The sequence below is a fragment of the Achromobacter sp. genome, assembly GCF_036567245.1.
Classification (GTDB): domain Bacteria; phylum Pseudomonadota; class Gammaproteobacteria; order Burkholderiales; family Burkholderiaceae_B; genus Achromobacter.
On sequence record NZ_DATCUY010000004.1, the window covers coordinates 1 to 25,624 of the forward strand.

The 25,624-nt window shown below is 65.6% G+C and carries 23 protein-coding genes and 1 pseudogene; 11 read left to right on the forward strand and 13 right to left on the reverse strand.

Annotated features, from left to right (window positions below; genetic code table 11):
- Positions 1–134: 134 nt before the first annotated feature.
- The 7 genes from VIR09_RS00060 to VIR09_RS00090 form a co-directional block, all read right to left on the reverse strand.
- Positions 135–1,097 carry a tripartite tricarboxylate transporter substrate binding protein gene (locus VIR09_RS00060; protein WP_332010475.1) on the reverse strand — a complete coding sequence of 321 codons (963 nt, stop codon included), beginning with the start codon at positions 1,095–1,097 and terminating at the stop codon, positions 135–137.
- A gap of 90 nt (positions 1,098–1,187) precedes the next feature.
- Positions 1,188–2,477, reverse strand: coding sequence for an NTP/NDP exchange transporter (locus tag VIR09_RS00065; protein ID WP_332010478.1), 1,290 nt, complete (start codon positions 2,475–2,477; stop codon positions 1,188–1,190).
- A gap of 4 nt (positions 2,478–2,481) precedes the next feature.
- The gene (locus VIR09_RS00070) at positions 2,482–3,399 is read right to left on the reverse strand and encodes an aldo/keto reductase (RefSeq protein ID WP_332010481.1); all 918 of its coding nucleotides are present in this window, start codon (positions 3,397–3,399) and stop codon (positions 2,482–2,484) included.
- A 92-nt stretch (positions 3,400–3,491) separates the two neighbouring features.
- Positions 3,492–4,202, reverse strand: a complete 711-nt coding sequence (locus tag VIR09_RS00075) for a Bax inhibitor-1/YccA family protein (protein WP_054450644.1) — start codon at positions 4,200–4,202, stop codon at positions 3,492–3,494.
- A 130-nt stretch (positions 4,203–4,332) separates the two neighbouring features.
- Positions 4,333–4,722, reverse strand: a complete 390-nt coding sequence (locus VIR09_RS00080; RefSeq protein ID WP_332010485.1) for a hypothetical protein — start codon at positions 4,720–4,722, stop codon at positions 4,333–4,335.
- A 45-nt stretch (positions 4,723–4,767) separates the two neighbouring features.
- Positions 4,768–5,232: a DNA polymerase III subunit chi gene (locus VIR09_RS00085; RefSeq protein WP_332010488.1), complete on the reverse strand. Its 465-nt coding sequence runs from the start codon at positions 5,230–5,232 to the stop codon at positions 4,768–4,770.
- Positions 5,233–5,254: 22 nt separating this feature from the next.
- A complete protein-coding gene (locus VIR09_RS00090; protein ID WP_332010491.1) occupies positions 5,255–6,763 on the reverse strand; it encodes a leucyl aminopeptidase in 1,509 nt (502 codons plus the stop codon).
- Between the two features lie 57 nt (positions 6,764–6,820).
- Here VIR09_RS00090 and lptF point away from each other — a divergent pair, with 57 nt between their 5' ends.
- Positions 6,821–7,924 carry an LPS export ABC transporter permease LptF gene (gene lptF / locus VIR09_RS00095; protein ID WP_332010493.1) on the forward strand — a complete coding sequence of 368 codons (1,104 nt, stop codon included), beginning with the start codon at positions 6,821–6,823 and terminating at the stop codon, positions 7,922–7,924.
- 51 nt (positions 7,925–7,975) lie between these two features.
- On the opposite strand, the gene VIR09_RS00100 is transcribed toward lptF, so the two are convergent.
- The gene (locus VIR09_RS00100) at positions 7,976–8,896 is read right to left on the reverse strand and encodes a LysR family transcriptional regulator (RefSeq protein ID WP_332010496.1); all 921 of its coding nucleotides are present in this window, start codon (positions 8,894–8,896) and stop codon (positions 7,976–7,978) included.
- Between the two features lie 224 nt (positions 8,897–9,120).
- On the opposite strand from VIR09_RS00100, the gene VIR09_RS00105 reads away from it, so the two are divergent.
- The 4 genes from VIR09_RS00105 to VIR09_RS00120 all read left to right on the forward strand — a co-directional run bounded on the left by VIR09_RS00105 (position 9,121) and on the right by VIR09_RS00120 (position 13,489).
- Positions 9,121–10,338 carry an ABC transporter substrate-binding protein gene (locus VIR09_RS00105; protein WP_207470161.1) on the forward strand — a complete coding sequence of 406 codons (1,218 nt, stop codon included), beginning with the start codon at positions 9,121–9,123 and terminating at the stop codon, positions 10,336–10,338.
- A gap of 96 nt (positions 10,339–10,434) precedes the next feature.
- Positions 10,435–11,928 (forward strand): CoA-acylating methylmalonate-semialdehyde dehydrogenase, encoded by a 1,494-nt coding sequence (locus VIR09_RS00110; RefSeq protein WP_332010499.1) that lies wholly within the window; start codon positions 10,435–10,437, stop codon positions 11,926–11,928.
- 94 nt (positions 11,929–12,022) lie between these two features.
- Positions 12,023–12,967: a CysB family HTH-type transcriptional regulator gene (locus tag VIR09_RS00115; RefSeq protein WP_207470164.1), complete on the forward strand. Its 945-nt coding sequence runs from the start codon at positions 12,023–12,025 to the stop codon at positions 12,965–12,967.
- Positions 12,968–13,165: 198 nt separating this feature from the next.
- Positions 13,166–13,489 carry a DUF2325 domain-containing protein gene (locus tag VIR09_RS00120; RefSeq protein WP_013392254.1) on the forward strand — a complete coding sequence of 108 codons (324 nt, stop codon included), beginning with the start codon at positions 13,166–13,168 and terminating at the stop codon, positions 13,487–13,489.
- Positions 13,490–13,643: 154 nt separating this feature from the next.
- On the opposite strand, the gene VIR09_RS00125 is transcribed toward VIR09_RS00120, so the two are convergent.
- Positions 13,644–14,303 (reverse strand): C40 family peptidase, encoded by a 660-nt coding sequence (locus tag VIR09_RS00125; protein ID WP_013392255.1) that lies wholly within the window; start codon positions 14,301–14,303, stop codon positions 13,644–13,646.
- A 287-nt stretch (positions 14,304–14,590) separates the two neighbouring features.
- On the opposite strand from VIR09_RS00125, the gene VIR09_RS00130 reads away from it, so the two are divergent.
- The 6 genes from VIR09_RS00130 to ltaE all read left to right on the forward strand — a co-directional run bounded on the left by VIR09_RS00130 (position 14,591) and on the right by ltaE (position 22,669).
- Positions 14,591–16,480, forward strand: a complete 1,890-nt coding sequence (locus VIR09_RS00130; protein ID WP_332010503.1) for a propionate--CoA ligase — start codon at positions 14,591–14,593, stop codon at positions 16,478–16,480.
- A complete protein-coding gene (locus VIR09_RS00135) occupies positions 16,477–16,884 on the forward strand; it encodes a heme-binding protein (RefSeq protein ID WP_332010505.1) in 408 nt (135 codons plus the stop codon). Before VIR09_RS00130 ends, VIR09_RS00135 begins: the two co-directional genes overlap by 4 nt.
- Entirely contained in the window at positions 16,881–18,224 is a 1,344-nt protein-coding gene (locus VIR09_RS00140; RefSeq protein WP_332010506.1) for an MFS transporter, read from the forward strand. The genes VIR09_RS00135 and VIR09_RS00140 overlap by 4 nt, the downstream gene beginning before the upstream one ends.
- 357 nt (positions 18,225–18,581) lie before the next feature.
- Complete coding sequence (gene acs, locus VIR09_RS00145; RefSeq protein ID WP_332010507.1) at positions 18,582–20,561, forward strand: acetate--CoA ligase; 1,980 nt, start codon at positions 18,582–18,584, stop codon at positions 20,559–20,561.
- Positions 20,562–20,704: 143 nt separating this feature from the next.
- Complete coding sequence (locus tag VIR09_RS00150) at positions 20,705–21,592, forward strand: DMT family transporter (RefSeq protein ID WP_105555071.1); 888 nt, start codon at positions 20,705–20,707, stop codon at positions 21,590–21,592.
- 66 nt (positions 21,593–21,658) lie between these two features.
- On the forward strand, positions 21,659–22,669 hold the full coding sequence (gene ltaE / locus VIR09_RS00155; RefSeq protein WP_332010509.1) for a low-specificity L-threonine aldolase: 1,011 nt from the start codon (positions 21,659–21,661) through the stop codon (positions 22,667–22,669).
- 16 nt (positions 22,670–22,685) lie between these two features.
- Here the strand turns inward: ltaE and VIR09_RS00160 are convergent, their stop codons facing one another.
- The 4 genes and pseudogenes from VIR09_RS00160 to VIR09_RS00175 all read right to left on the reverse strand — a co-directional run.
- Positions 22,686–24,011, reverse strand: a complete 1,326-nt coding sequence (locus VIR09_RS00160; protein WP_332010511.1) for an aspartate aminotransferase family protein — start codon at positions 24,009–24,011, stop codon at positions 22,686–22,688.
- Between the two features lie 138 nt (positions 24,012–24,149).
- Positions 24,150–25,031 (reverse strand): GntR family transcriptional regulator, encoded by an 882-nt coding sequence (locus VIR09_RS00165; protein WP_332007722.1) that lies wholly within the window; start codon positions 25,029–25,031, stop codon positions 24,150–24,152.
- Between the two features lie 132 nt (positions 25,032–25,163).
- The gene (locus tag VIR09_RS00170) at positions 25,164–25,508 is read right to left on the reverse strand and encodes an antibiotic biosynthesis monooxygenase family protein (protein WP_105555067.1); all 345 of its coding nucleotides are present in this window, start codon (positions 25,506–25,508) and stop codon (positions 25,164–25,166) included.
- A pseudogene (locus VIR09_RS00175) lies at positions 25,505–25,624 on the reverse strand (cytochrome); the annotation flags it as partial. The gene VIR09_RS00170 and the pseudogene VIR09_RS00175, both read right to left, overlap by 4 nt.

The window sequence follows — 25,624 nt, forward strand, 5'->3', positions numbered from 1 at the left end:
CAGGCCCCGCCTCGATCCGCAGCATCGGAATGGTGATGCGCCGGTAGGCCGACGCGTTGGTCGCGGCGGCGCAGGAAAAGTCCTCGCGGCTTACCGTGGCCATGCGGCGGCTCCTGCGCGTGTGGAGATCCGGCTCAATCCAGCGTCGTGCCGGCGGCCTTGATGATGCCTTCCCATTTGGGCAGCTCCTTGCGTATCTGGTTCTGTACGTCCTGCGGCGTGCCGCCCAGGGGTTCTTGGGAACGGCTGCGCAGTTCCTTGCTGACATTGTCCGAGCGCAGCGCCGCATTCATGGCCGCGTTCAGCCTGGCGATGACCTCGGGCGGAGTGCCGGCGGGCGCGACCAGCGCGCTCCAGGCCGACTGCTCGTAATCGGGATAGCCTTGTTCCGCCACGGTGGGCACGTCCGGATTGGAAGCGGCCCGGGTCCGGGTGGTGACTGCCAGCGCGCGCAGGCGGCCGTCCTTCAGGTTGCCGATCAGCGGCGGCAGGTTTTCCATCATGGAATCGACATGGCCGCCCAGCAGGTCGGACAACTGCGCGGCCGTGGCCTTGTACGGGATCTGGCGCACGGCGGCGCCGGTCTGGGCGATGAAGAGCTTGACCCCGACCTCGCTGGTGGTGCCCGGGTCGGCCGAGGTCATCGTCAGGCGTTCCGGTTGGGCGCGGCTGGCTTCGATGAAACCCTTCAGGTCGCGATAGGGCGAGGACGCATTCACCACGATGACGTTGGGCGTTTCGGCGACCAGGCCGATAGCGGCGATATCGCGGTCCAGGTCGTAGAGCTGCTGCTTGAACAGGAAACGATGCAGCACCAAGGTGCCGACGTGGGCATAGCCGATGGTGTAGCCGTCGGCCGCCGCGCGCGCCACGGCCTGGGTGCCGATGCGGCCGCCCGCGCCGACGCGGTTTTCCACCACCACGGGCTGGCCCAATTGGCGGCTCATCTCCTGGCCCACCAGGCGTGCGGTGATGTCGGCGTTGCCGCCGGCAGCGGCCGGCACGATCAGCGTGATGGCGCGTTCCGGGTAGGCGGCCTGCGCGGCGGGCGCGGCCAGGCTGAGCAACAGGACGGCAAGACAGGCGGTGCGTTTCATAACGTTTCCCCAGGCATTGAGAGCTGCGCCATTGTGCGGTCGTGGCCGGGAGAATACGTTTGCTTCAATGAGATGGATGTTCAGCAAATCCTAAGGCTCGTCTGCATTACGCCGATCCGCGGTCCGTCCCAGTCCATGGCCTACCGCGGCGGCGGCCAGCGCGCAGACTGCGCCCAGCGCGGCGACCAGGGCCACGCCGTAGCCCAGCGTGTCCACGCCCGCCTTGATCCAGCCGCTGGCCGCATCGCCGGCGCGGTAGACCACGGTGTCGATGACGTTCTTGGTCTTGTATTTGTCCTCCGGCGAGACCGCCGTGAACAGCATTTCGCGCCCCGGCCGGATCAGCGCGTACTCGCCGACGCGGCGCACGATCATGGCTGCGGCCAGCACGCCGAACACGGGAAAGGCCGCCAGCGCCAGGAAGGCGATCGTCATGGTCAGCGGCACGGCAGTCAACAGGAAGCGCAGCCCCAGCCGGGTGGCGACGCGGCCGGTGATGAAGATCTGCGACGCCAGCGACAGGGCCTGCACCGTAAAGTCCAGCGCACTGAAGACGCGGATGCGCTGGGCCGTGTCGGCAAAGGCATGCGCCACCAGCCGGGCCTGCTCCATGTAGAGAAAGGTGTTGAGCGTGGCCAGCAGGATTACCAGCAGCGATATTCCCAGCAGATAGGGGGACTGGAAGATGCGCGAGATGCCTGCCAGGATCGAACCGTCGATCGGCCGGCGCATGTCGTCCGGCGCCGCGTCCTTGCGGTTGGCCGCGCGCCAGCGCAGCAGCCAGCGCTTGAGCGGCAGGGTGGCTGCCAGCAGCAGCGCGGACAGCAGCAGCAGGCCGGCGGGTCCCAGGACGCCGGCCAGCAAGCCGCCCAGCAGCGGGCCCGCCAGTCCGCCCGCGCTGGCGCCTGCAGCGATCAGCGCGAACAGGCGCTTGGCCGAATCCATGCGGAACACGTCGGCCATCAGGCTCCAGGCGATGGAGACGACGAACAGGTTGAAGACCGACAGCCAGACGTAGAAGCTGCGCGCCGCCCACACGCTGCCGGGTCGCAGGTAGAGCAGGGCGGCGAAGCCCGCCATGCTGAGGGCGAAGGCGGCGTAGACCCAGGTCACCAGCATGTCGCGGGGCACGCGCGCCGACAGCCAGCCAAACAGCGGCACCACGGCCAGCATGGCGACGAAGGTCGCCGTGAACAGCCACTGCAGTTGGTCGACGCCCGCCTGGATACCCATGGTCTCGCGTATCGGGCGCAGCATGAAATAGCCGCAGAACAGAAAGAAGAAAAAGGCGAAGCCGCAGGCCGCCGACGCCAGTTCTTCCAGGGGGATGCCCAAGGCCTGCGCGGCGCGGCCTGGCAAGCTGCCGGGGGCGGGCGCCATGGCGTCAGGCCAGCAGGGCGGCGATGCGTTCCCGCATGGAGGCATCCGGCATCCGCCCGAAGCCGGCCTGCGCGTTGTCCACCATATTGGCCGGCTTGGAGGTAGCGGGGATGACGGCGGTCACCGCGGGATGGCTGATGATGAACTTCAGGAAAACCTGAGCCCAGGACTCGCAATCGATCTCCGCGGCCAGCTTGGGCAGCGCCATGCCCTTGACCCGGCGGAATAGCGCGCCGTCCTGAAAGGGGCGGTTGATCAGCACCGCGACGCCATTGGCTTGGCAGGCGGGCAGCAGGCGCTTTTCGGCGTTGCGGTCGGCGACGGACAGATTGACCTGGAGGAAGTCGGGCTTTTCCCGTTCGACCAGTTCAGTCAGTTCGTCATGGGCATGGTCGGTGTAGTGGGTGATGCCGAGATAGCGGATCACGCCTTGCTGCTTCAGTTCGCGCAGCAGCGCGAGCTGGTTGGCGGTGTCGATCAGGTTGTGCACCTGGATCAGATCGAGCTTGTCGCTGCCTAGCGCCTGCTGCGATTGCCGTACCTGGCGCATGGCCGATTCATGGCCCTGCGTGCTGATCTTGGTCGCCAGGAAAGTCCTGGCGCGCAGGCCGCCGTCGCGGGACAGCAGCGCGCCGGCGACCGCTTCCGCCTGCCCATAGCTGGGAGCGGTGTCGATCAGCTTGCCGCCCTTCTGCAGCAGCGTGTCCAGTACCTGCGCCAACGCCGCCATGGCGGCCTTGTCAGCCGGAGAGACGTTGAAGGTGTCGGCGGTACCCAGCCCGATGACCGGCAGCGCCTCGCCGGATGCGGGTATGGTCCGGGCCCACATCGGCGTCACCACGCTGAGCGCGCGGGCCGGCCAGGCCGGCGCGCTCAGGGCGGCGGCTGCGGCGGTCTGGAGGAAGCGACGGCGATCGGGCATGGCATGGTTCCGGCAGAAAGGCGCCTGGCGGGGCAAAGAAAAAGGGCCTACACGTGAATGTAGGCCCTTTGCGCCGGTTTGGCTGCTTGCGATTATTCGCGGTTGCCGCCGAAGATGCCCAGCAGCATCAGCAGGTTCGAGAAGACGTTATAGACGTCCAGGTAGATGGCCAGCGTGGCGGACACGTAGTTGGTTTCGCCGCCGTTGACCACGCGCTGCAGGTCGACCAGCATGAAGGCCGAGAAGATGACGATGGCCAGGACCGAGATGGTCAGCATCAGCGCGGGCAGTTGCAGGAAGATGTTGGCCAGGGCCGCCACCAGGATCACGACTGCGCCTATGAACAGGAATTTTTGCAATCCCGACAGGTCGCGCTTGATGGTGGTGGCCAGCGTGGCCATCGTGCCGAACACGATCGCGGTGCCGCCGAAGGCCGTCATGACCAGCTGCGAGCCGTTGCTCATGCCCATGACGAAGCCCAGCAGGCGCGACAGCATCACGCCCATGAAGAACGTGAAGGCCAGCAGCAGGACCACGCCCAGCGAGCTGTTCTTGTTCTTTTCGATCGCGAACATCAGGCCGAACGCGCCCACCAGGAACACGATGGCGGACAGGCCGGGGCTGGCGCCCATGATGCGGTTGATGCCGGTGTACATGCCCACGGCGGCGCCCAGCACGGTCGGGATCAGCGAGAGCGCCAGGAGCCAATAGGTGTTGCGCAAGACCTGATTGCGCGCGACCTCGCCCGGCGCGCCGGCTACGGCGCCGGAACGGTTAAAAGGGGACGGACGATATTCGTTCATGGAGAACTCCTGTGTACGGCAGAGTAATGGTTGCCTGGAAGGCTTAGATGGGAAGGATACCTTACAGTTCCCTGAAGAATCCAGTTCTGCCTAGGATTAGACCAGAGGCGGGGAATAGGTTCCAGACGGGTCAACCCGGCCTCACATCTTGCAGCACCCTGGCCACGATGCGCGGCAGTTCCGCGTCCATGCGGGCCTGGATCCGGTCAATCGCCTCGGCCAGGGCCTCGCGCATCAGTTGCTCGACCTCCGCCTGCAGGCGTGCGCTCAGGACAGTTGCGTCCGGCTGTGGGGCTGGCACTGGCGCTTGCGCCGGAGCGGAAGCTAGGGACGTATCTTCGCCGTCCGCCACTTCGGTCAGGAGCGGAAAGGCGTCGTCGTCATCGGCCTGCGCGCCGTCGTCGGCCAGGTCGGTCAGCACGGGGGCGTCCACGCCGTCCTCGGCCGACGGCGGATAGAGCGAGGGCTCGGCCCGTTGGGTCAAGGTAGGAATGCCGTGGTCGGCGGGGCGAGAGGGCATGGTGGCTCCCGGAAGTCGAGGTGGCGCGCCGGACGGTCGGGGCGCTCAGCCGTCCGGCTGCTGGCGGCTGAGGTCGTGGCTTTGCGGCGTGTGGCCCGCGGTCAGGTAGGTCCGCCAGCGCTGGCGGGCCGCCTGCTTGTCCTCGGGGTCGTCGGAGACGATTTCAAGCACGCGCTCGAAGGCCTCGAAAGCGGGAGGGCAGTCGCTGTCCAGGTTCAGCAGCCAGGACGGCTGGGGCAGTTCGCCCTGGCCCGCCGCGGCGGCCGCCTGCTGGGGATCTCCGGCAGTGAGCACCACCGGCGTTGCGGCGGCCAGCGGATCGTTGGCCAGCACGTGAGGCACGAAAGATGTGTCGTCGAATGCCCAGAGCATGCGGTCGAACGCTGCCAGGCGGGCGCCATCCCTACAGTACACCACCAGCCGCTGCCCTGCCAGGTAGCGCTTGCGCACCACCTGGCAGGCGGTGCGCAAGCGGTCGGGCGCGCCGAAGGCGAAGTCGATGCGCGTCATGCCGGGTTCCGTTGCAGCCGTATCAAGCCTGGTCCAGCAGGAACTGCATCAGGAGCGGCACGGGGCGGCCGGTGGCGCCCTTGTCCTTGCCGCCGCGCCAGGCGGTGCCGGCGATGTCCAGGTGGGCCCAGCGGTACGAGGTGGCGAAGCGCGACAGGAAGCATGCCGCCGTGACCGCGCCCGCCGGGGGGCCGCCGATGTTGGCGAGGTCGGCGAAGTTGGACTTGAGCTGTTCCTGGTAGGCGTCGTCCATCGGCATGCGCCAGGCGGTGTCCAGGGACTGGCGGCCGGCGGCGGCCAGCGCGTCGGCCAGGGCGTCGTCCTTGGAGAACAGGCCGCTGTTGACGTTGCCCAGGGCCACCACGCAAGCGCCGGTCAGAGTGGCGATGTCGATGACGGCGGACGGCTTGAAGCGTTCGGCGTAGGTCAGCGCGTCGCACAGCACCAGGCGGCCTTCCGCGTCCGTGTTCAGGATTTCAATCGTCAGGCCGGCCATGCTGGTGACCACGTCGCCCGGCTTGTTGGCCTTGCCGCTGGGCAGGTTTTCGCAAGCGGGGATCAGGCCCACCACGTCCAGCGGCAGCTCCAGTTCGGCCAGGGCGCGGAACGAGCCCAGCACGCTGGCGGCGCCGCACATGTCGTACTTCATTTCGTCCATGGTGGCGGCGGGCTTGAGCGAGATGCCGCCGGCATCGAAGGTGATGCCCTTGCCGACCAGCACGATGGGACCCTGCGCGCCCTTGGCGGCTTTCTTGGCGGTCTTGTTGCCGGCGTGGCGCAGGACGATGAAGCGCAGCGCTTCCTCGGAGCCGCGCGCGACCGACAGGAACGAGCCCATGCCCAGCGCTTCGACCTGCTTGCGATCCAGAACTTCCACCTTCAGCGACTTGAATTCGCGGGCCAGGCGCTTGGCGGTTTCGCCCAGATAGGTCGGCGTGCAGATATTGCCGGGCAGGTTGCCCAGCGTGCGGGTCAGGTCCATGCCGTTGGCGATGGCGCCGCCTTCGCGCAGGCCCTTCTGGGCCTGGGCCGCCTCGGCGCGTTCGACGACCTGGACGATCTTCTTGAGCTTGGGACGGGCATCGCGGTCGGGTTTGCCGAAGCTGGCGTCGTAATGATAGGTGGCGTTGCCAGCCGCGATGGCGGCGCTGCGCGCGCGGGCGATGACGGCCACGTCCGCGATCGGGTTTGCGACGAGCGTGGACACGCCCTCGGTCAGCTGGGCCGACACGCAGGCCGCGGCGAAGGCCTGCTCGGCCGAGGCGTGGGCGCGCGCCGAATATTCTTCCTGCTTGCCCAGGCCGACCAGCACCACGCGCTGCGCGGACACGCCGGGCAGGTTGCGCAGGGTCAGGGTGGAGCCAGCGCGGCCGCGGAACTCGGCCTTGACCACCGAGCGCACGGCGCCATTGGAGGCGCGGTCGATGAGGTCGGCGGCAGGGCTCAACACGCCTTCCGCGTACACCCCGACGGCCAGGGCGGCGGTTTTGACTTGGTGCAGGGAAGCAGTGGTCTGTGTGCTAAATTCCATGAGGGTTTCCCGTGTACGTCTGTGTAGAATGCGGTCGATTATCCCGCATATTCTCCCATGTCTCTATTTAAACGCTCTGTCGTCAGCGAGATCACCAGTCACGCTGGCGTTGTCTTTTCCACGTTGCTCGTCGTGTGGCTCAGCGTGCTGCTCGTGCGCCTGCTCGGCGAAGCCGCTGGCGGCAACATCGGAGCCGACGTCGTGCTGGTGCTGGCCGCGCTGTCGACCATCACGGCATTGCCGACCATCCTCGCGGTCTCCGTCTTCATCGCGGTCCTCACCACCGTCACGCGCAACTACCGCGAATCCGAAATGGTGGTGTGGTTCGCCAGCGGCCTGTCGCTGGCCGATTGGCTCAAGCCGGTGCTGCGCGTTGCCATCCCCGTGGCGCTGGCGGTGGCGGGTCTGACGCTGGTGGCGGCGCCCTGGGCCTACCGCCAGATCGGCGAATACCACGAACGCTTCGAGCAGCGGTCGGACCTGTCCAAGGTCACGGCCGGCCAGTTCGCGGAATCATCCGGCGGCAACCGCGTGTTCTTCGCCGAGGATCCCCTGACGCCCAGCGACGAACTGGGCAATGTGTTCGCGCGCGAAAACGGCCCTGAATGGCTCAGCGTGCTGACCGCAAGCAAGGCGCACAGCGAAACCATGCCTAATGGCGACCGCTTCCTGGTGCTGGGCGAAGGCCATCGCTACGACTTGAAGCCGGGCACGCCCGAAATCCGCCTGGTGCATTTCGACAAATATGGCCTGCGCCTGGAAAGCAAGTCGGGCGGCGATCCGGTGGCCGAAGCGCGCGCCAACGCGGAGCGTTCCGCCAAGGCGCGCACCACGGCCCAACTGATCGCCGACAACACCAACAGCAGCTGGTCGCAAGTGATGTGGCGCATCTCGCTGCCGCTGGCCGCGCTGAACCTGGCGCTGCTGGCGATTCCTCTGGGCGCGGTCAATCCGCGTTTGGGACGTTCGGGCGACCTGCTCATTGCGGGCCTGGTGGGCCTGCTGTACATGAACCTGATCAACCTCTCGCGCGCCTGGATTTCCAACGGCAAGCTCAGCTTCGGCGTCGGCGTGTGGGTGATCCACGTCGCGGTAGCGATGCTGACGGTCTTCCTGCTGAGGCGTCGCTTGCGCGTGAAGGCGCCCAAGAACAGCGGTTGACGCCACCAGACCCGACGCCACGCGGCCCGCCCAGAGCGGGCCGCGGCGTTTTCAGGGCAGGTATTTCATGGTGCCGCCCTTGCCGGCCAGCAGGTCGGCGTTTTTCAGCACCGACTTGCGGATGAACTCCCACAAGGCCGTCACGCGCTTGAGCTTGCGCAGGTCTTCGTGGCAATACATCCAGAACGAGCGGGTGATCTCGACCTCATTCTCCAGCACCGGCGTCAGCCGCGGATCCTGCGCGGCAATGAAGCAGGGCAGGATCGCCAGCGACTGGCCCTGCAGCGCGGCGTGGTATTGCGCCACCACGCTGGTGCTGCGCAACACCACCTTGCTGGCGGGCAGCAGGTCTTCCAGATAGCGCAGCCGTTCGCTGAACAGCAGTTCGTCGACATAGCCGATGAACGTGTGCCCGGCCAGGTCGGCCCGCTCCCTGATCGGCGGATGGCGGGCCAGATAGCCGGGCGTGCCGTACAGGCGCAGCGTGTAGTCGCACAATTTGCTGCACACATAGGGGCCGCGCTGGGGGCGCTCGATGGTGATGGCCAGGTCGGCCTCGCGCTTGGACAGGCTGACGAAGCGCGGCACCGGCAGGATGTCCAGCGTGATGTGCGGATAGCGCCGCTGGAAGTCCGCCGCCAGCGGCGTCAGCACATAGCTGCCAAAGCCCTCGGTGGCGCCGATGCGCAAATGGCCCGATAGCGCCTGGCCGATGCCCGACAGGTTTTCGCGGGCGGAGTGCACAGTGCTTTCCATCTGCTCGGCATGGACGAACAGGCGCTGGCCGTCTTCGGTCAGCACGAAGCCCGCGCCGCGCGACTTCTCGAACAGCAGGGTGTCCAGCTCGGCTTCCAAGGCGCGGATGCGCCGCGACACCGTCGTGTGCTCGACCCCGAGCTTGCGCGCAGCCGCGCTCACCCGCTGGGTGCGGGCCACTTCCAGGAAATATCTCAGGCTGTCCCAATCAAGCACTTTTCCGGTTCCCCCAGGCCGGCAGCGCACTGCGCCGTCGGCCAAATTCCAATTGTGCATTAATGCACAAGGAATGTGCATTTCTAGTGTTGCTTGTTGATTTTCACACATCTACACTGGGTCGGCGGGCTCAAAGCCTGTCGACAGGCTCTCCGGGGCTCAAGCCCTGGGACCGCAGGCCGCGCAGACGGCGCCATAACGCATAAAACTCAGGAGACAAATCCATGAAATTGCACGCACGCGGGCTGGCCGTAGGCTTGTGTCTGGGCGCCGCATTGGTCGGCCAGGCTCAGGCGGCGGACAAGCCACCAGTGAAGATCGGCATTCTGACGGACATGTCTGGCACTTATGCCGGCATGGGAGGACCTGGTTCGGTAGCGGCGGCGCAACTCGCGATCGACGACTGCCTGGCCGCGGAATGCAAGGGCATGAAGATCGAACTGGTGTCCGCGGACAACCAGAACAAGGCCGACGTCGGTGCGGCCAAGGCGCGCGAATGGTTCGACCGCGACGGCGTTACCGCCATCGCCGACCTGACCAACTCCGCGGTGGCGCTGGCGGTGCAGGGCATCGCGCGCGAAAAGAACAAGGTGGTGATGTTCTCCGGTCCCGCCACCACGGCGCTGACCAACAAGGAATGCTCGCCGGTGGGCTTCCACTGGATGTTCGACACGTATTCGCAATCCGCCGGCGGCGCCAAGGCCACGGTGAGGGCGGGCGGCAAATCCTGGTACTTCATCACCGTGGACTACGCCTTCGGGCACTCGCTGGAAGCCGACACCGCCAAGGCCGTGCAGGCGCTGGGCGGCACCGTGGCCGGCAGCGTGCGCCATCCCCTGAACGCGCCCGACTTCGCCTCCTACCTGCTGCAGGCGCAGGCTTCCAAGGCCCAGGTCGTGGCGCTGGCCAACGGCGGCCAGGACACCGTCAACGCGGTCAAGCAGGCGCGCGAATTCGGCATCGTGGCCGGCGGCCAGCGCCTGGTGTCGTTGCTGATCTTCCTGTCCGACCTGCGTGCGCTGGGCCTGGAAAGCGCCCAGGGCCTGTCGTACGTGGACGGTTTCTACTGGGATTACGACGATGCCACGCGCCAGTGGTCCACCCGTTTCGAGAAGGCCTTCCGCGGTCTGAAGCCCACCATGACGCAGGCCGGCGTGTACTCCAGCGTGCGGCACTATCTGCGCTCGGTCGCCGCTTCCGGCAGCACCGACGGCAAAGTGGTGGCCGACAAGATGCGCGCGCTGCCCATCGAGGATCCGATCATGCGCAACGCCTCCATCCGTCCCGATGGCCGCGTGATCCACGACATGTACCTCTATGAAGTGAAAAAGCCGGCCGAGTCCAAGGGCGGCTGGGACTATTCCAAGCTGGTGGCCACCATTCCGGCCGCCGAGGCCTTCCAGCCCCTGGCGGATTCGAGCTGCCCGCTGGTCAAGAAGTAAACCCCGGCGCGCCGGCTGGCCACGGCCGCTGGCGCGCCTGAAGATCCATGAACGCGGATTCCATCCGCATCGACTACGCAGTGTGAGGAGCATCAAATGAGTGAAGTCCCCCGCGTTCCGCTATTGATCGGCGGCAAGCTCGTGCAATCCAAAACCACCGAATGGCGGGACGTGATCAATCCCGCTACCCAGGAGGTCGTCGCCAAGGTGCCCTTCGCCACGCGCGAAGAACTGGACCTGGCCGTCTCCAACGCCAAGGAGGCTTTCAAGACCTGGCGCAACAGCGGGCAGGGCGCTCGCATGCGCGTCATGCTGAAGTTCCAGGAACTGCTGCGCGCCAACTCCGGCAAGCTGGCCGAAATGATCACCCGCGAGCACGGCAAGACCTTGCCGGACGCCGAGGGCGAAGTCGGCCGCGGCCTGGAAGTCGTGGAGCACGCCTGCTCCATCGCCAACCTGCAATTGGGCGAGTACGCCGAGAACGCAGCGTCCGGCATCGACGTCTACACGCTGATCCAGCCGCTGGGCGTGTGCGCGGGCATTACCGCGTTCAACTTCCCGGTCATGCTGCCTTGCTTCATGTTCCCGATCGCCGTGGCCTGCGGTAACACCTTCATCCTCAAGCCCTCCGAGCAGGACCCGACCTCCTCGTTGTTCCTGGCGCAGCTGGCGCTGGAAGCCGGCCTGCCGGCAGGCGTGCTGAACGTGGTGCACGGCGGCCCGGAAACGGCCAACGGCCTGTGCGAACACCCCGACATCAAGGCGGTCTCGTTCATCGGCTCGACCCGCGTCGGCACCGAGATCTACAACCGCGCCTCGGCCGCCGGCAAGCGCTGCCAGTCCATGATGGGTGCCAAGAACCATTGCGTGATCCTGCCGGACGCCGATCCCGAGGTCGCGCTGAACCAGTTGGTGGGCGCCGCCTTCGGCGCGGCCGGCCAGCGCTGCATGGCCTCGTCCGTGGCCGTGCTGGTGGGCGAAGCCCGCAACTGGCTGCCCGACTTCGTCGAGCGCTCCAAGAAGCTCAAGGTCAATTCCGGCATGGACCGCGAAGCGGACCTCGGCCCCCTGGTTTCGCCCAACGCCAAGAAGCGCGTCGAAAGCCTGATCCAGAAGGGCGTGGACGAAGGCGCCAAGCTGCTGCTGGACGGCCGCAGCCTGAAGGTCGCCGGCTTCGAGCAGGGCAACTTCGTGGGCCCGACGATTTTCGACGGCGTCACCGAAAACATGACCATCTACACCGAGGAAATCTTCGGGCCGGTCCTGTGCGTGGTGGGCGTGGAAACGCTGGAGGACGCGGTGGCGTTCATCAACCGCAACCCCAACGGCAACGGCGTGGCGCTGTTCACCCAGGATGGCGGCGCGGCGCGCTACTTCCAGAACAATATCGACGTCGGCCAGGTCGGCATCAACGTGCCGATTCCGGTGCCGGTGGCCTGGTTCAGCTTCACCGGTTCGCGCGGCTCCAAGCTGGGCGACCTGGGCCCCAATGGCAAGCAGGCGGTGCAGTTCTGGACGCAGACCAAGACCGTCACCGCGCGCTGGTCGGCTCATGCCAAGAGTGTGAACACCACGATCTCGATGCGTTGAACCGGGGACGCCTTGCGTGTAAGCTTATATAAATAAGTTATATAACAAGGTGTCCTTATTACTTATAATTGGCCCGTCTATCAGGGGCCAATTCATGAACTTGCAGCAATTTCGTTTTGTGCGTGAAACCATCCGGCGCGACTTCAACCTGACCGAAGCCGCCCGGATGCTCTACACCTCGCAGCCCGGCGTCTCCAAGGCGATCATCGAGTTCGAGGACGAACTGGGCATCAAGATCTTCGAACGGCACGGCAAGCGCATCAAGGGCCTGACCAAGCCCGGCCTGGCGGTGTCGCAGGTCATCGACCGCATCATGCGTGAAGTGGACAACCTGAAGAAGGTCAGCGACGAATTCGCACGCCGCGACGAAGGTGGCCTGGTCATTGCCTGCACCCACACGCAGGCGCGCTACCTGCTGCCGCGCGTCATCCCCGCGTTCCGCAAACAATTCCCCAAAGTGCATCTCTCGCTGGCCGAAGGCAGCCCCGCGCAACTGGCCGAAATGGTGCTGCACGAGCAGGCCGACCTGGCCCTGGCGACGGAATCGCTGGCCCTGACGCCAGGCTTGGCGACCTTGCCGGTCTACGCCTGGGAACACACCGTGGTGGTGCGCCCGGATCATCCGCTGGCCGAACTGACCTCCAGCGCCGCCAAGCGCCTGTCGCTGGCGCAGCTGGCCGAGTTCCCCATCGTCACCTATGACCGCGCCTTCACCGGCCGCAGCACGATAGACGAAATCTTTGCCAACCAGGGCATACACCCGGACATCGTGCTGGAAGCCATCGACGCCGACGTCATCAAGACCTACGTCGACGTGGGCCTGGGCATCGGCATCATCGCGGGCGTGGCCTACGATCCGCGCCGCGACGGCAATCTGGTGGGCCTGCCGGTGGGCCATCTGTTCGGCACGCATACGACCCGCGTGGGCGTGAAAGCAGGGGTGTTCCTGCGCGACTACGTCTACACCTTCCTGGAAATGCTGGCGCCTTCGCTGACCCGCGCGGTAGTGACCGAGGCGGTGCAGGGGGCGCCCAAGTAGCAAGGGCCGGTTTTTGCGGGGGGCAAGAGGCGCGGCGCCATTGGGCGGCGCGCCTTTTTTCTTGGCGCGCCGCGGTCCGCGCTATCCCTTTCCATATGCTCATAAAAATAATTAAATAAGAACTGATCTCATTTGAGTTGACTAAAAAATAGGAATCATTATCATTACATCAGTCTCAACGACCCAGTGAGGTTCATCATGACGGCAGGATTAAGTGCAGTGGTAGTGGGCGCCGACCGCCTCGGCAACATCCCGGATCTGCTCAAAGGACACAATATTTCGATCACGCACCACATCAGCGGCCGTGATCCCTCGCATCAGAAGAAGACGTTGCAACTGCCCTCAGGCACCCAATTGGTCATCCTGCTGACCGACTTCCTGGGCCACAACGTCATGAAAACCTTCCGCAATGCCGCGCAGCGCGGTGGCATCCGCGTCGTGGCTTGTCGGCGTTCGGTATGCAGCATGCAGCAGGCCTTGCAGCAATGCGGCCTGTGTCCGCGTTCGGGCTCGGTACACTGACAGCGCGGTCTGCCGCCGCCAAACAAAAACTGGGGAGGCCAAAACGGCCTGCGGCCCCAAGCCGCGAAGAGATATGAAAAACGCCGCCGGACTGGAAAGTCCGGCGGCGTTTTGCTTGTAGTGAGGAAGGCCTGGCGGCTATCCTGGAAAGGTGTCAGTTGGCTGCGCGGGCGGACGCCATCAGGCTGTTGTCCAGGCGGCGCGCGCCGTTGTAGCGCTTGGACCAATAAGCCATGGTCATGTTTTCCACGCGGACCACGCCGCCGGCGCTGGGCGAGTGCACGAAGCGGTCGTCGCCCAGGTAGATGCCCACGTGCGAATAGCGGCGGCCCAGCGTGTTGAAGAAGACCAGGTCGCCGGCCTTGAGTTCGTTCTTGGCGACTGAGACGCCTTGTTGCGCCATTTCGGCGGCGTTGCGGGGCAGTTTCAGGCCCAGCGAACGTTCAGCCGTGTAGGTGACCAGGCCGCTGCAATCGAATCCGGTATCGGGGGAATTGCCGCCGAAGCGGTAGCGGATGCCCAAGTGGTTCAGGGCTTCGCTGACCAAGGCGTTGTCGCTATTGACGCCCGAATGGGTCTTCTGGCGTTCGCGCTTGAATTTCTGGCTTACCAGCACGCCGATGGGATCATCGGTGGTGGCTACCCATTCCGTTTCGTAGGGATCGATCTCGGACGTATGGGCGGTTGACTTTTGATTTGTAGCGGCACAACCTGCCAGACCCACCACGCATGCAACCAACGCCAGCAAACGCAGACCGCGAGTTGCCTGGCCGGAGGAAGGATTCAGTCTCGCGTGGTTGGAGTGTCGATGCATGCGCCTGGGGGTGATTTGCAGATAACGGCAAAAAACACGGAATTCGCCGTGAATGTGGCCGAGATGTCAGCAAAATCAACATTGTTCTACAACTTCGCGGGGATTCTACCAAACTTTTAAGACCAGTTCGTTACGAAACCGGCGTTAATGTCCATGCAGTGTGGACATTTGGCAGAACATTTTGACTTGCGGCAAGCCTCGTGCAAGGTTTGCCTACCAGAATGACCAAAAGATTCGAGAAGAAATCAATCAGCCTTAAGGCGTAAGAAAGATAACAGGAGACATAAATGCAAAAAACCCGGGATTTCCATTACCGCTCGATTCACGACCGCGATGCGTTCTGGCGGGAGGAGGCCGGTCGCATCCATTGGGAGACGCCTTTCGAGTCCGTGCTGGACTTCTCCCGGCCGCCGTTCGCGAAATGGTTCACGGGCGGACGCACCAATCTCTGCTACAACGCTGTCGACCGCTGGCTGCCGACCCAGGCCGATGCGTCGGCCCTGATCTGGGTGTCCACCGAGGTGGAGCGCGAGCGCGTCTACACCCGGCAGGAAATGTATGAAGAGGTCAACGCCGCCGCCGCCATGCTCAAGGAGCTCGGGGTGGGGCGTGGCGACCGGGTGCTGCTTTACATGCCCATGGTGCCGGAGGCCGTGTTCACCATGCTGGCGTGCGCGCGGATCGGCGCGGTGCACTCGGTGGTGTTCGGCGGCTTTGCCTCGGTCAATCTGGCCCAGCGCATCGACGATGCGGCGCCCAAGGTGGTGGTCTGCACCGACGGCGGTTCGCGCGGCGGCAAGGTCGTGCCCTACAAGCCCCTGCTGGACCGCGCCTTGGCGCTGGCCAAGACGCCGCCGGCCTCGGTGGTGGTGTTCGATCGCGGCCTGGCGCCGTTCGAGCCCGTGGCGGGCCGCGACCTCGACTACGCGACCCTGCGCCAACGCCATCTGGGCGCGCGGGTGCCGGTGGAGTGGCTGGAGTCCTCCGAGCCCAGCTACATCCTCTATACCTCCGGCACCACGGGCAAGCCCAAGGGCGTGCAGCGCGATACCGGCGGCTATGCGGTGGCGCTGGCCTCGTCCATGGAATACCTGTTCGATGGCCGCGCCGGCGATACCTTCTTCTGTACCAGCGACATCGGCTGGGTGGTGGGCCATTCCTACATCATCTACGGACCTTTGATTGGCGGGCAGGCGACGGTGCTGTACGAAGGCACGCCGGTGCGTCCCGATGGCGCCATCCTGTGGAAGCTGGTGGAGCAGTTCGGCGTCAATACTCTGTTTTCGGCGCCGACCGCGGTGCGAGTGCTCAAGCGCCAGGATCCGGAGCTGCTCAAGCGCCACGACCTGTCCTCGCTGCGCGCGGTCTACCTGGCGGGCGAGCCGCTGGATGAGCCCACGGCGCAATGGATCTCCGGCGGCCTGGGCAAGCCCATCATCGACAACTACTGGCAGACGGAATCGGGCTGGCCCATCCTGTCGGCCCAACCCGGCGTGGAAAAAGTGCCGACGCGTTTCGGCAGCCCATCGTTCCCGGTATACGGCTTCGATGCGCGCATCGTCAGCGAGTCCACCGGCGAGGACCTGGGCCCCGACCAGAAAGGCGTGGTGGCCATCGTGCCGCCGCTGCCGCCGGGCGCCATGTCCACCATCTGGGGCGACGACGAGCGTTTCGTGCAGACCTACTTCACCTCCATTCCCGGCCGCCAGGTGTATTCCACCTTCGACTGGGGTCGGGTGGACGCCGACGGCTACTGGTTCATCCTGGGCCGCACCGACGATGTGATCAACGTGGCGGGCCATCGGCTGGGCACGCGCGAGATCGAGGAATCCGTCAACAGCCATAGCGCCATCGCCGAATGCGCGGTGGTGGGCGTGGCGGACTCGCTCAAGGGGCAGGTCGCGATGGCCTTCGCCGTGCTCAAGAATCCCGCCAGCGCCGAAACCGAGGAAGGGGCAAAGCGCCTGGAAGGCGATATCATGCGGCTGGTGGAAGATCAGCTGGGAGCCGTGGCGAGGCCGGCCAGGATCCGGTTCGTGGGCGCACTGCCCAAGACCCGGTCCGGCAAGGTTCTGCGCCGCGCGATCGTCGCCGTATGCGAAGGGCGCGATCCCGGCGACCTGACCACCATAGAAGATCCATCCGCCCTGGAACAGATAAAGGAGTCGCTGCAATGAATACCAAGCCCGTGCTGAGCGCCGAAGACGTCAAGAAGATTTTGGCTGCGGCCGAAGCACACGCCCTGCAGAACCAGTGGGCCGTCACGATCTCCGTGGTCGATGATGGCGGCCATCTGCTGGGCATGCTGCGCCTGGACGGCGCAGCTCCGATTTCGGCGCACATCGCTCCGGCCAAGGCCAAGACCGCGGCGCTCGGCCGCCGCGAGTCGCGCGTCTACGAGGAAATGATCAACAACGGTCGCTACTCCTTCCTGTCGGCCCCGCTGATCGACGGCCTGCTGGAAGGCGGCGTGCCGGTGGTGGCTGACGGCCACGTGGTCGGCGCGGTCGGCGTGTCGGGCGTGAAGTCGAGCGAAGACGTGCTGATCGCTCAAGCTGGCATCGCCGCACTGGGCCTATGAGCCACGGCGAGCCGTCGGAAGCGCCGGCCGGCGCTTCCACGCAGAACGCTGGAGCAGGGGGCGATGGCCCCCTGAATCCCGGCGTGGCCAAACGCGAAGTCTGGGCCTGGGCCATGTACGACTTCGCCAATTCCGGCTACACCACCGTAATCCTCACGGCGGTGTTCAGCACTTATTTCGTCGGTGTGGTCGGCGGGCGCGCGCCCTGGGCCACGCTGGCCTGGACCGCGGCGCTGTCGCTGTCCTACCTGCTCATCATGCTGACCATGCCCACGCTGGGCGCCCGCGCGGACGCCAGTGGCAGCAAGCGCCGTCTGCTCTACACCAGCACCATCGGCTGCGTGGCCGCGACGCTGGTGCTGACGCAGGCCGGGCCGGGCGACGTCTGGCTGGCGCTGGCCGCCATCGTCGTGTCCAACTACTGCTACTGCGTGGGCGAGTCCATGGTGGCGGCGTTCCTGCCGGAACTGGCCAGGCCGGCAGCGCTGGGCCGCGTGTCGGGCTGGGGCTGGAGCTTCGGTTATTGCGGCGGCATGCTCACGCTGGGCCTGTCGCTGGTGGTCGTGACGCTGGCCGAAGGGCGCGGCATGACCGCGGAACACTTCGTGCCGTGGGTCATCGTTGTCACCGCTGCGGTATTCGCGCTGGCGGCGCTGCCGTCCTTCTTTTTGCTGAAAGAGCGCACGCGCCCGCAGCAGGACAAGCCGAAGGCGCTGCACATGCTCAAGCGGCTGGCCTATGCCTGGCGCGAGACAGGCTTGCACTTTCCCGAATTCCGCCGGCTGCTGATGTGCATCGCCTGCTATCAGGCGGGCATTTCGGTGGTCATCACGCTGGCGGCCGTGTATGCGTCCGAGGTCATGGGCTTCACCACGCCCCAGATCATGCTGCTGGTCTTCACCGTGAACATCGGCGCGGCGGTGGGCGCATTTTCGTTCGGCTACGTGCAGGACCGCATCGGCCACAAGCCGGCGTTGGCCATCACCTTGTGCGGCTGGATCGTGATGGTGCTGGTTGCGTATGCGGCGACGACGGCGCCGGTGTTCTGGGTGGCGGCCACGCTGGCCGGCCTGTGCATGGGCACGACCCAAAGCGCCGGCCGTGCCATGACGGGGGCGCTGGCGCCCGCCGGACGTTTGGCCGAGTTCTTCTCGCTATGGACTTTCGCCGTGCAGCTGGCGGCGGTGATCGGGCCGCTGACCTACGGTCTGGTGACCTGGGTCACGCACGGCGACCACCGCCTGGCCATCCTGGTGACCGGCCTGTTTTTCGTGGGCGGCCTGGCCCTGCTGTCGCGCGTGGACATGAAACGCGGCCTGGCCCGCCGTCCCGCCGTCTGATCTTGCGCGGTCCGTGCGGTTCGTGCGGTTCGTGCGGGTCTGCCGCGGCCACTGCCCCCGGCCGGGCTGCTATCCTTATGAACTGCCTTTGATGCCTCGCGCGCCGCGCGAAGCATCAAGCGGATTGCTTTGCACCGCTATGCCGGTGCGTTGTCAGCTTGTTCGTGCCGTTGGGGTCGACGCCGTTCCGGTGTTTCCCGCCCTGAGCCGGCGCTGTCAGGTCTCTGCGGTCACGCACGCATGCGGGCTCCGGCCCGCATTTTGCGTAAGGTGCCCGTAAGAGCGCGGCGATACGGTGGCGGGTGGGTAATAAAACAGCAGCACAAACAAACAGAATCACCGATTGGAGACAAGATCATGTCGAATGCCATTGAGTCCGTACTGGTAGAAACCCGCGTCTTTCCGCCGCCCGAGCGTGCGGCCAAGGGCGCGGCGATTCCCAGCATGGACGCCTACAACGCGTTGTGCGCCCAGGTCGAAAACGATTTCGACGGTTTCTGGGCCGGACAGGCCCGCGACAACCTGACGTGGACCAAGCCGTTCACGCAGGTGCTGGATGAGTCGGACGCTCCGTTCTACCGCTGGTTTGGCGACGGCGAACTGAACGTCTCGGCCAATTGCCTGGACGTGCATCTGACCAACGGCAACGCCGACAAGACCGCCATCATCTTCGAAGGCGACGATGGCACGGTGAACAAGGTCAGCTACCGCGAATTGCTGGCGCGCGTGTGCCGCTTTGCCAACGGCCTGACCGCACTGGGCTACAAGAAGGGCGACCGCGCCATCATCTACATGCCCATGTCGATCGAAGCCGTGGTGGCCATGCAGGCCTGCGCGCGCCTGGGCGTGACGCATTCGGTGGTGTTTGGCGGCTTCTCGGCCAAGAGCCTGCAAGAGCGCATCGTGGACGTGGGCGCGTCGCTGGTCATCACCGCGGACGAGCAAGTGCGTGGCGGCAAGACCATCCCGCTGAAGCCGGCGGTGGAAGACGCCATCGCGATGGGCGGTTGCGAAGCCATTTCCAAGGTCATCGTGTACCGCCGCACGGGCGGCAAGGTGCAATGGACCGAAGGCCGCGATCTGTGGATGCACGACGTCGAGGCCGGCCAGCCCGACACCTGCGAACCCGTGCCGGTCAACGCCGAGCATCCGCTTTTTATCCTGTACACGTCGGGCTCCACGGGCAAGCCCAAGGGCGTGCAGCATTCATCGGCGGGCTACCTGCTGTGGGCGCTGCTGACCGTGAAGTGGACGTTCGACGCCCGCAAGGATGACGTCTATTGGTGCACGGCCGATGTGGGCTGGGTCACGGGCCATACCTACATCACCTACGGCCCGCTGGCCGCCGGCCTGACGCAAGTCGTGTTCGAAGGCGTGCCGACCTACCCCAACGCCGGCCGCTTCTGGGACATGATCGCGCGCCACAAGGTGACGACGTTCTACACGGCGCCCACCGCCATCCGTTCGCTGATCAAGGCGTCCGAGGCAACGCCCGACGCACATCCGAAGAACTACGATCTGGACAGCTTGCGCATCATCGGCACGGTGGGCGAGCCCATCAACCCCGAAGCCTGGATCTGGTATCACAAGAACATCGGCCGCGAACGTTGCCCGATCGTGGACACGTGGTGGCAGACCGAAACCGGCGGCCACATGATCACTCCGCTGCCGGGCGCCACGCCGACCAAGCCGGGTTCATGCACGCTGCCGCTGCCGGGCATCGCCGCGGCCATCGTGGATGAAACCGGCGGCGACGTCGAAAAGGGCAACGGCGGCTTCCTGGTCATCAAGCGCCCGTGGCCCGCGATGATCCGCAACATCTGGGGCGATCCGGAACGCTTCAAGAAGAGCTACTTCCCGTCGGAACTGCGCGGCTACTACCTGGCTGGCGACGGCGCGCAGCGGGACGCGGACGGCTACTTCTGGATCATGGGCCGGATCGACGACGTGCTCAACGTGTCGGGCCACCGCCTGGGCACCATGGAAGTCGAGTCGGCGCTGGTGGCGCATGAACTGGTGGCGGAAGCCGCCGTGGTGGGCCGCCCGGACGATACGACGGGCGAAGCCGTGGTGGCGTTCGTGGTGTTGAAGCAGGCGCGTCCGGAAGGCGCCGAGGCGCAGGCCATCGCCAAGCTGTTGCGCGACTGGGTGGCCAAGGAGATCGGTCCCATCGCCAAGCCCAAGGACATTCGTTTCGGCGACAACCTGCCCAAGACGCGTTCGGGCAAGATCATGCGCCGTCTGCTGCGCGTGGTGGCCAAGGGCGAGGAAGTCACGCAAGACGTTTCCACGCTGGAAAATCCGGCGATTCTGGAACAGTTGGCCAAGCCCCTGTAAGCCCCGCCCGCCGCAAGCGGCGGCAAGCTTGCGGGAGGACGGGAGCATAATGTCAGACGCCCGCACCGGTAATTGCCGGTCCGGGCGTCTTTTCTTTGTTGTTCCTTGCTTTTTCACCCCCTTATCTACACGGAGCCACGGACGTGAGCCGCAGCAGTTTCGATCGCGCAGGGCTAGCCCTGATGCTCAGCACCATTGTGGTGTGGGCAGGCAGTTGGATCGCGATGAAACTGATCGTGCCTTACATCGGCCCGTTCGACTTCGTGGCGCTGCGCTATGTGACGGGCAGCCTGGTGCTGTTCGCGTTGGCGATCGCCACGCGGCGGCCGCTGGCCATGCCGCCATGGAAATTGACTTTGCTGATCGGGTTGACGCAGACGGCCGGGTTCCAGGGTTTCGTGCAAACGGCGCTGGTGTCGGGCGGCGTGGGCAAGGTCTCGTTGATGGCCTACACGATGCCGTTCTGGGTGGTGTTGTTCGCCTGGTGGCTGTTGGGCGAGCGCCCGTCGGTCCGGCACGGGCTGGGTATTGGCCTTGCGGCGGTGGGCCTGGTCTGTTTCGTGGAGCCGTGGAACGGCCTGGGCGACATCCGCCCCGTGCTGCTGGGGTTGGGCAGCGGTTTGTGCTGGGGCGTGGGCACGGTGTTGTCCAAGCGGATGTTTGAACGCCATGCGCCGGATGTCATGACGTTCACCGCGTGGCAGATGCTGTTCGGCGGACTGGTCATGGTGCCGGTGGCCTATCTGGTGCCGCAGATGACCGCGCAGTGGGATTGGCCGTTATGGACGGGCATGGCCTACATCGTGCTGATCGCGACAGCGGCCGGTTGGTTGCTGTGGCTGCAGGTTGTGCGCCGCGTGCCGGCGTCGATCGCCGGCTTGTCCAGCCTGGGCGTGCCCGTGGTGGCGATGCTGCTGGCATGGGCAATCCTGTCCGAGCGTCCGTCGCTGGGTGAAGTGGGCGGCATGGTCTTGATCCTGGCCGGCATCTTCATCGTCAGCCGCGCGGCGCCCGCGGCGCGCGCTTCGTGATCCGCAGTCCTCTGCATTCCTTCTCCGATTTCCGTTCCGGTTCCATTCCCTTTCCAAGGACTTCCCATGATCGATCTGCGTAGCGACACTGTCACTCGGCCTTCGGCGGCCATGTTGCAGGCGATGGTTTCGGCCCCGTTAGGCGATGACGTGATGGGCGACGATCCGACCGTGATCCGCTTGCAGGCGGCCGTGGCCGAGCGCGCGGGCAAGGCGGCGGGCCTGTTCTTCCCGTCCGGCACGCAAAGCAATCTGGCCGCGCTGATGGCGCATTGCGACCGGGGCGACGAATATCTGGTGGGGCAACTGGCCCACACCTACAAGTACGAAGGCGGCGGCGCGGCGGTGCTGGGCAGCATCCAGCCGCAACCCATCGAGCACGCGGAAGACGGTTCACTGCCGCTGGAGAAACTGGCGGCGGCGGTAAAGCCGCTGGGCGATCCGCACTTTGCGCGCACCCGCTTGCTGGCGTTGGAAAATACCTTCCATGGCAAGCTGATCCCGGCCGCTTATATTCAGGCCGCGACGGACTGGGCGCGCGGGCAGGGCCTGGGCACTCACCTGGATGGCGCACGCGTGTTCAACGCCGCCGTGGCCAGCGGCAAGCCCCTGGCCGACATGTGCCGGCCGTTCGATTCGGTATCCATCTGCTTTTCAAAGGGCCTGGGCGCGCCGGTAGGCTCCGTGTTGGTGGGCAGCCAGGAACTGATCGGCCGTGCGCGCCGTTGGCGCAAGATGCTGGGCGGGGGCTTGCGCCAGGCCGGCGTACTGGCGGCCGCGTGCCTTTACGCGTTGGAGCACAACGTCGACCGGTTGGCGCACGATCACGAAAACGCGCGCGCGCTGGCGGAGGGCTTGCGGGCCATTCCCGGCGTCAAGGTCTTGAGCCAGGACACCAACATGCTGTTCGTGGAATTCGAGCCGTCGCGCTGCGATGCGTTGACGGCTGCGCTGGCCCAGGAAGAGATCCAGATGCGCGCCGTCTATGGCGGCCCGACGCGGCTGGTGACGCACCTGGACGTGTCCGCGGATGATGTGCGGCGAGTTGTCCAGGCCGTGGCGCGCCATCTGGCCTGAAGCGGGGCGGGGTGGGTCAGGCGCTGGCGCGCAGCACGTCCGCCAGCACGGTGAACAGCTCGTCGATCTGGGCGCGTTCGATGATGAGAGGGGGCGACAGCAACATCGTGTCGCCCGCCGAACGGATCAGGCATCCCCGTTCCAGGCACGCGTTGTGCACCGCATAGGCACGCTGGCCCGGCTGGCCTTCAAGCGGCGCCAGTTCAATCGCGGCCAGCAGGCCGATATTGCGGATGTCGACCACATGCGGCAGCCCCTTCAAGCTGTGCGCCGCGTCTTCCCAATAGCGTGCCAATTCCTGGCTGCGTTGGAAAAGGCCTTCACGGCGGCAGATGTCCAACGTCGCCAAGCCGGCCGCGCATGCGACCGGGTGGCCCGAATACGTGTAGCCGTGCGCCAGTTCGATGGCGTTTTCGGGCCCCTGCATGAATGCGTTGTACACATGCCGCTGCACCAGCGTCGCACCCATGGGGATCGCGCCGTTGGTCAGTCCCTTGGCGCTGGTGATGATGTCTGGCTTGACGCCGAAGTAGGACGATGCGAAAGCGCCGTCAATGCGGCCGAAGGCGCAGATCACTTCATCGAATATCAGCAGAATGCCGTGCGCGTCGCAGATTTCGCGCAGCCGCTGCAGATATCCGCGGGGCGGCACGATCACGCCGGTGGAGCCGGCGACCGGTTCGACGATGACGGCGGCGATGGTGGAAGCGTCGTGCAGGGCCACGATGCGCTCCAGCGTGTCGGCCAGGTGGGCGCCCCAATCCGGCTGGCCGCGCGTATAGGCCATCTGCTGCCTGTCATAGGTATGGGGCAGGTGGTCCACGAAGGGCAGCAGATTGCCGAAGGGTTTGCGATGGCCGCCGATTCCCGATACCGACAGTCCGCCGAAACCCACGCCGTGGTAAGACCGTTCACGCCCGATCAGCCGCACGCGCTGGCCCTGGCCACGTGCCCGGTGATAGCCCAGCGCGATCTTCAAAGCGGTATCGACCGCCTCTGATCCCGAGTTCGAAAAGAAAACACTGGAGAAGCCCGCGGGCGCCTCGGCGCACAACGCGTCGGCCAGCTCGAACGCCAGCGGGTGCCCCATCTGGAACGAAGGCGCGTAATCCAGCTCGTAAGCGGTGCGTGCGATGGCCTCCACGATTTCCGGTCGGCGGTGGCCGGCATTCACGCACCACAGGCCGGCGATACCGTCCAGCACGCGGCGGCCGTCGGGGCGGATGTAGTGCATGCCTTCGGCGGCGCTGAACAGCACCGGATCCCGCTTGACGCGCCGGTTGGCGGTAAAGGGCATCCAATAGGCGTCGGGATTGGGAGCGGAAGAGGGAAGCGACGGCATGGGCGATCCTGCTGTGGGTAAGTTCAGGTCCGCTTATTTTGTATTAAATCAAATATAAATACAATGCGGGGCATGATCAGACCCTGCGTGGGCGGCACGGGACGCCGTTTGGGCGCGGCGGCCGGAGCCGGCGCGGCCTCAGGAGGCTTGCAGCGAGGCTTTCAGGTGGCGGCGCATCAGTTGCGCCGCCCATTCCTGGTCGCCCGATTCCAGGGCGTCGATGATCTGCAGATGTTCGCTGCTGGAGTTGACGAAGCGCGCGTCGCGATAGAAGGCGGCGTGCTCTTCCAGCCGGCGCAACTGGTTCTGTTGCTGCACGGCCTGCAGGATGTAGCGGTTGCCCGAGAAGCGGGCCAGCAATTCATGGAAAGACGCGTTCAGCGCGAAGAAATCGGTGGCCGAAATGTCGGCGTCGTCGCGTTGGATCAGCGCTTCGTGCGCGGCGCGCATGCGCGCCAGCGCGGGTCTGTCCAGGCGGAACGTGGGTTCCAGCAGCCCGGCGCATTCGATGGTCATGCGGAAGCGGTAGCTTTCGCTGAGCGCTTCGGCGCTTTCAAGCGAGGGGGCGAATTGCCAGCCGTGCCCTTTGCGCTTTTCGATCAGCCCGTCGGCGGACAGCTGCAGAAGGGTCTTGGCCAACACGCTGCGCGGTGCGCCATAGCGTTGAAGCAGTTCGCGCTCCGTGAACGTTTCGGGCAGGCCGCGCGAGGCGCGGTCATCGATCAGCCGGCGGTAGAGTTCGTTTTGCGTGGGCCCTGCGCTTTCGATCAGGAGCGTGCCCGCCGCCGCGTTGTCGGCGACGGTGTAGCCGCTGTTGGGGCGATGCGTGATCAGGCCCTGGGCGGCCAGCAGGCGCAACGCGCCGCGCACCGGCGTGCGAGACACCTTGTAGGACGCGGCCAGGGTTTCTTCGGACAGGTGGTCGCCCGGCAGGTAGCGCCGCGCCACGATGTCTTCCGCGACATGGCGCGCCAGATCGACTTGCAGCGGCGTGGGGCGAGCGGGGGCGGCGGTGGGCATGGCGCGTCGGCGTGGCGGAAAAAGGCGGCAAAGGGGGAATGGTACCGGAGAGCCGCCGGCCGTTGCAGAAGCGCATGGGCGCCATGGCATGGATTTTATGAAAAATTAATACAACCTTCGCGGGGCGGTTTTTCAGCCATGCCGGCTGCGGCTATCGGACGGCGCCTCGTCGCGCTCGGCCATGCCGTAGTCCCGCAGCACCTGCGCCACCCGCAGACGGTAGTTCTGAAACACGCCGCCGCGCCCCGCTTCCTGCGCGCGGCGGTGCGATTCCAGCGAACGCCAGCGCTTTACCGCGTCTTCATCGCGCCAGAAAGACAGCGACAGCAGCTTGCCGGGCTGGGTCAGGCTTTGGAAACGCTCGACGGAGATGAATCCGTCAATGGCCTTGAGTTCATCGATCAGGCCGGCCGCGATCTGCAGGTAGGGGTCCGGGTTGCCATGGGCGGGTTCGACTTCAAATATCACGGCGATCATGGGTTGGGTTCCTTTGAAAACGCAAACTGCGGCACGCGCGCATTGGGCAGCGGCCGATAACGGAAACGGGAGGCCAGGGCGGCCGGGTCGGCGCCCGCCCGCAGCACATGCACTAG

Bases quoted from the DNA above. Each gene is read 5' to 3' on its own strand.
- lptF (WP_332010493.1), top strand. From the start codon at position 6,821: ATGTCTCTATTTAAACGCTCTGTCGTCAGCGAGATCACCAGTCACGCT.
- VIR09_RS00135 (WP_332010505.1), top strand. From the start codon at position 16,477: ATGAATACCAAGCCCGTGCTGAGCGCCGAAGACGTCAAGAAGATTTTG.
- VIR09_RS00105 (WP_207470161.1), top strand. From the start codon at position 9,121: ATGAAATTGCACGCACGCGGGCTGGCCGTAGGCTTGTGTCTGGGCGCC.
- VIR09_RS00170 (WP_105555067.1), bottom strand. From the start codon at position 25,508: ATGATCGCCGTGATATTTGAAGTCGAACCCGCCCATGGCAACCCGGAC.
- VIR09_RS00075 (WP_054450644.1), bottom strand. From the start codon at position 4,202: ATGAACGAATATCGTCCGTCCCCTTTTAACCGTTCCGGCGCCGTAGCC.
- acs (WP_332010507.1), top strand. From the start codon at position 18,582: ATGTCGAATGCCATTGAGTCCGTACTGGTAGAAACCCGCGTCTTTCCG.
- VIR09_RS00080 (WP_332010485.1), bottom strand. From the start codon at position 4,722: ATGCCCTCTCGCCCCGCCGACCACGGCATTCCTACCTTGACCCAACGG.
- VIR09_RS00165 (WP_332007722.1), bottom strand. From the start codon at position 25,031: ATGCCCACCGCCGCCCCCGCTCGCCCCACGCCGCTGCAAGTCGATCTG.
- VIR09_RS00110 (WP_332010499.1), top strand. From the start codon at position 10,435: ATGAGTGAAGTCCCCCGCGTTCCGCTATTGATCGGCGGCAAGCTCGTG.
- VIR09_RS00090 (WP_332010491.1), bottom strand. From the start codon at position 6,763: ATGGAATTTAGCACACAGACCACTGCTTCCCTGCACCAAGTCAAAACC.
- ltaE (WP_332010509.1), top strand. From the start codon at position 21,659: ATGATCGATCTGCGTAGCGACACTGTCACTCGGCCTTCGGCGGCCATG.
- VIR09_RS00065 (WP_332010478.1), bottom strand. From the start codon at position 2,477: ATGGCGCCCGCCCCCGGCAGCTTGCCAGGCCGCGCCGCGCAGGCCTTG.
- VIR09_RS00125 (WP_013392255.1), bottom strand. From the start codon at position 14,303: ATGCATCGACACTCCAACCACGCGAGACTGAATCCTTCCTCCGGCCAG.
- VIR09_RS00130 (WP_332010503.1), top strand. From the start codon at position 14,591: ATGCAAAAAACCCGGGATTTCCATTACCGCTCGATTCACGACCGCGAT.
- VIR09_RS00140 (WP_332010506.1), top strand. From the start codon at position 16,881: ATGAGCCACGGCGAGCCGTCGGAAGCGCCGGCCGGCGCTTCCACGCAG.
- VIR09_RS00060 (WP_332010475.1), bottom strand. From the start codon at position 1,097: ATGAAACGCACCGCCTGTCTTGCCGTCCTGTTGCTCAGCCTGGCCGCG.
- VIR09_RS00160 (WP_332010511.1), bottom strand. From the start codon at position 24,011: ATGCCGTCGCTTCCCTCTTCCGCTCCCAATCCCGACGCCTATTGGATG.
- VIR09_RS00070 (WP_332010481.1), bottom strand. From the start codon at position 3,399: ATGCCCGATCGCCGTCGCTTCCTCCAGACCGCCGCAGCCGCCGCCCTG.
- VIR09_RS00115 (WP_207470164.1), top strand. From the start codon at position 12,023: ATGAACTTGCAGCAATTTCGTTTTGTGCGTGAAACCATCCGGCGCGAC.
- VIR09_RS00120 (WP_013392254.1), top strand. From the start codon at position 13,166: ATGACGGCAGGATTAAGTGCAGTGGTAGTGGGCGCCGACCGCCTCGGC.
- VIR09_RS00085 (WP_332010488.1), bottom strand. From the start codon at position 5,232: ATGACGCGCATCGACTTCGCCTTCGGCGCGCCCGACCGCTTGCGCACC.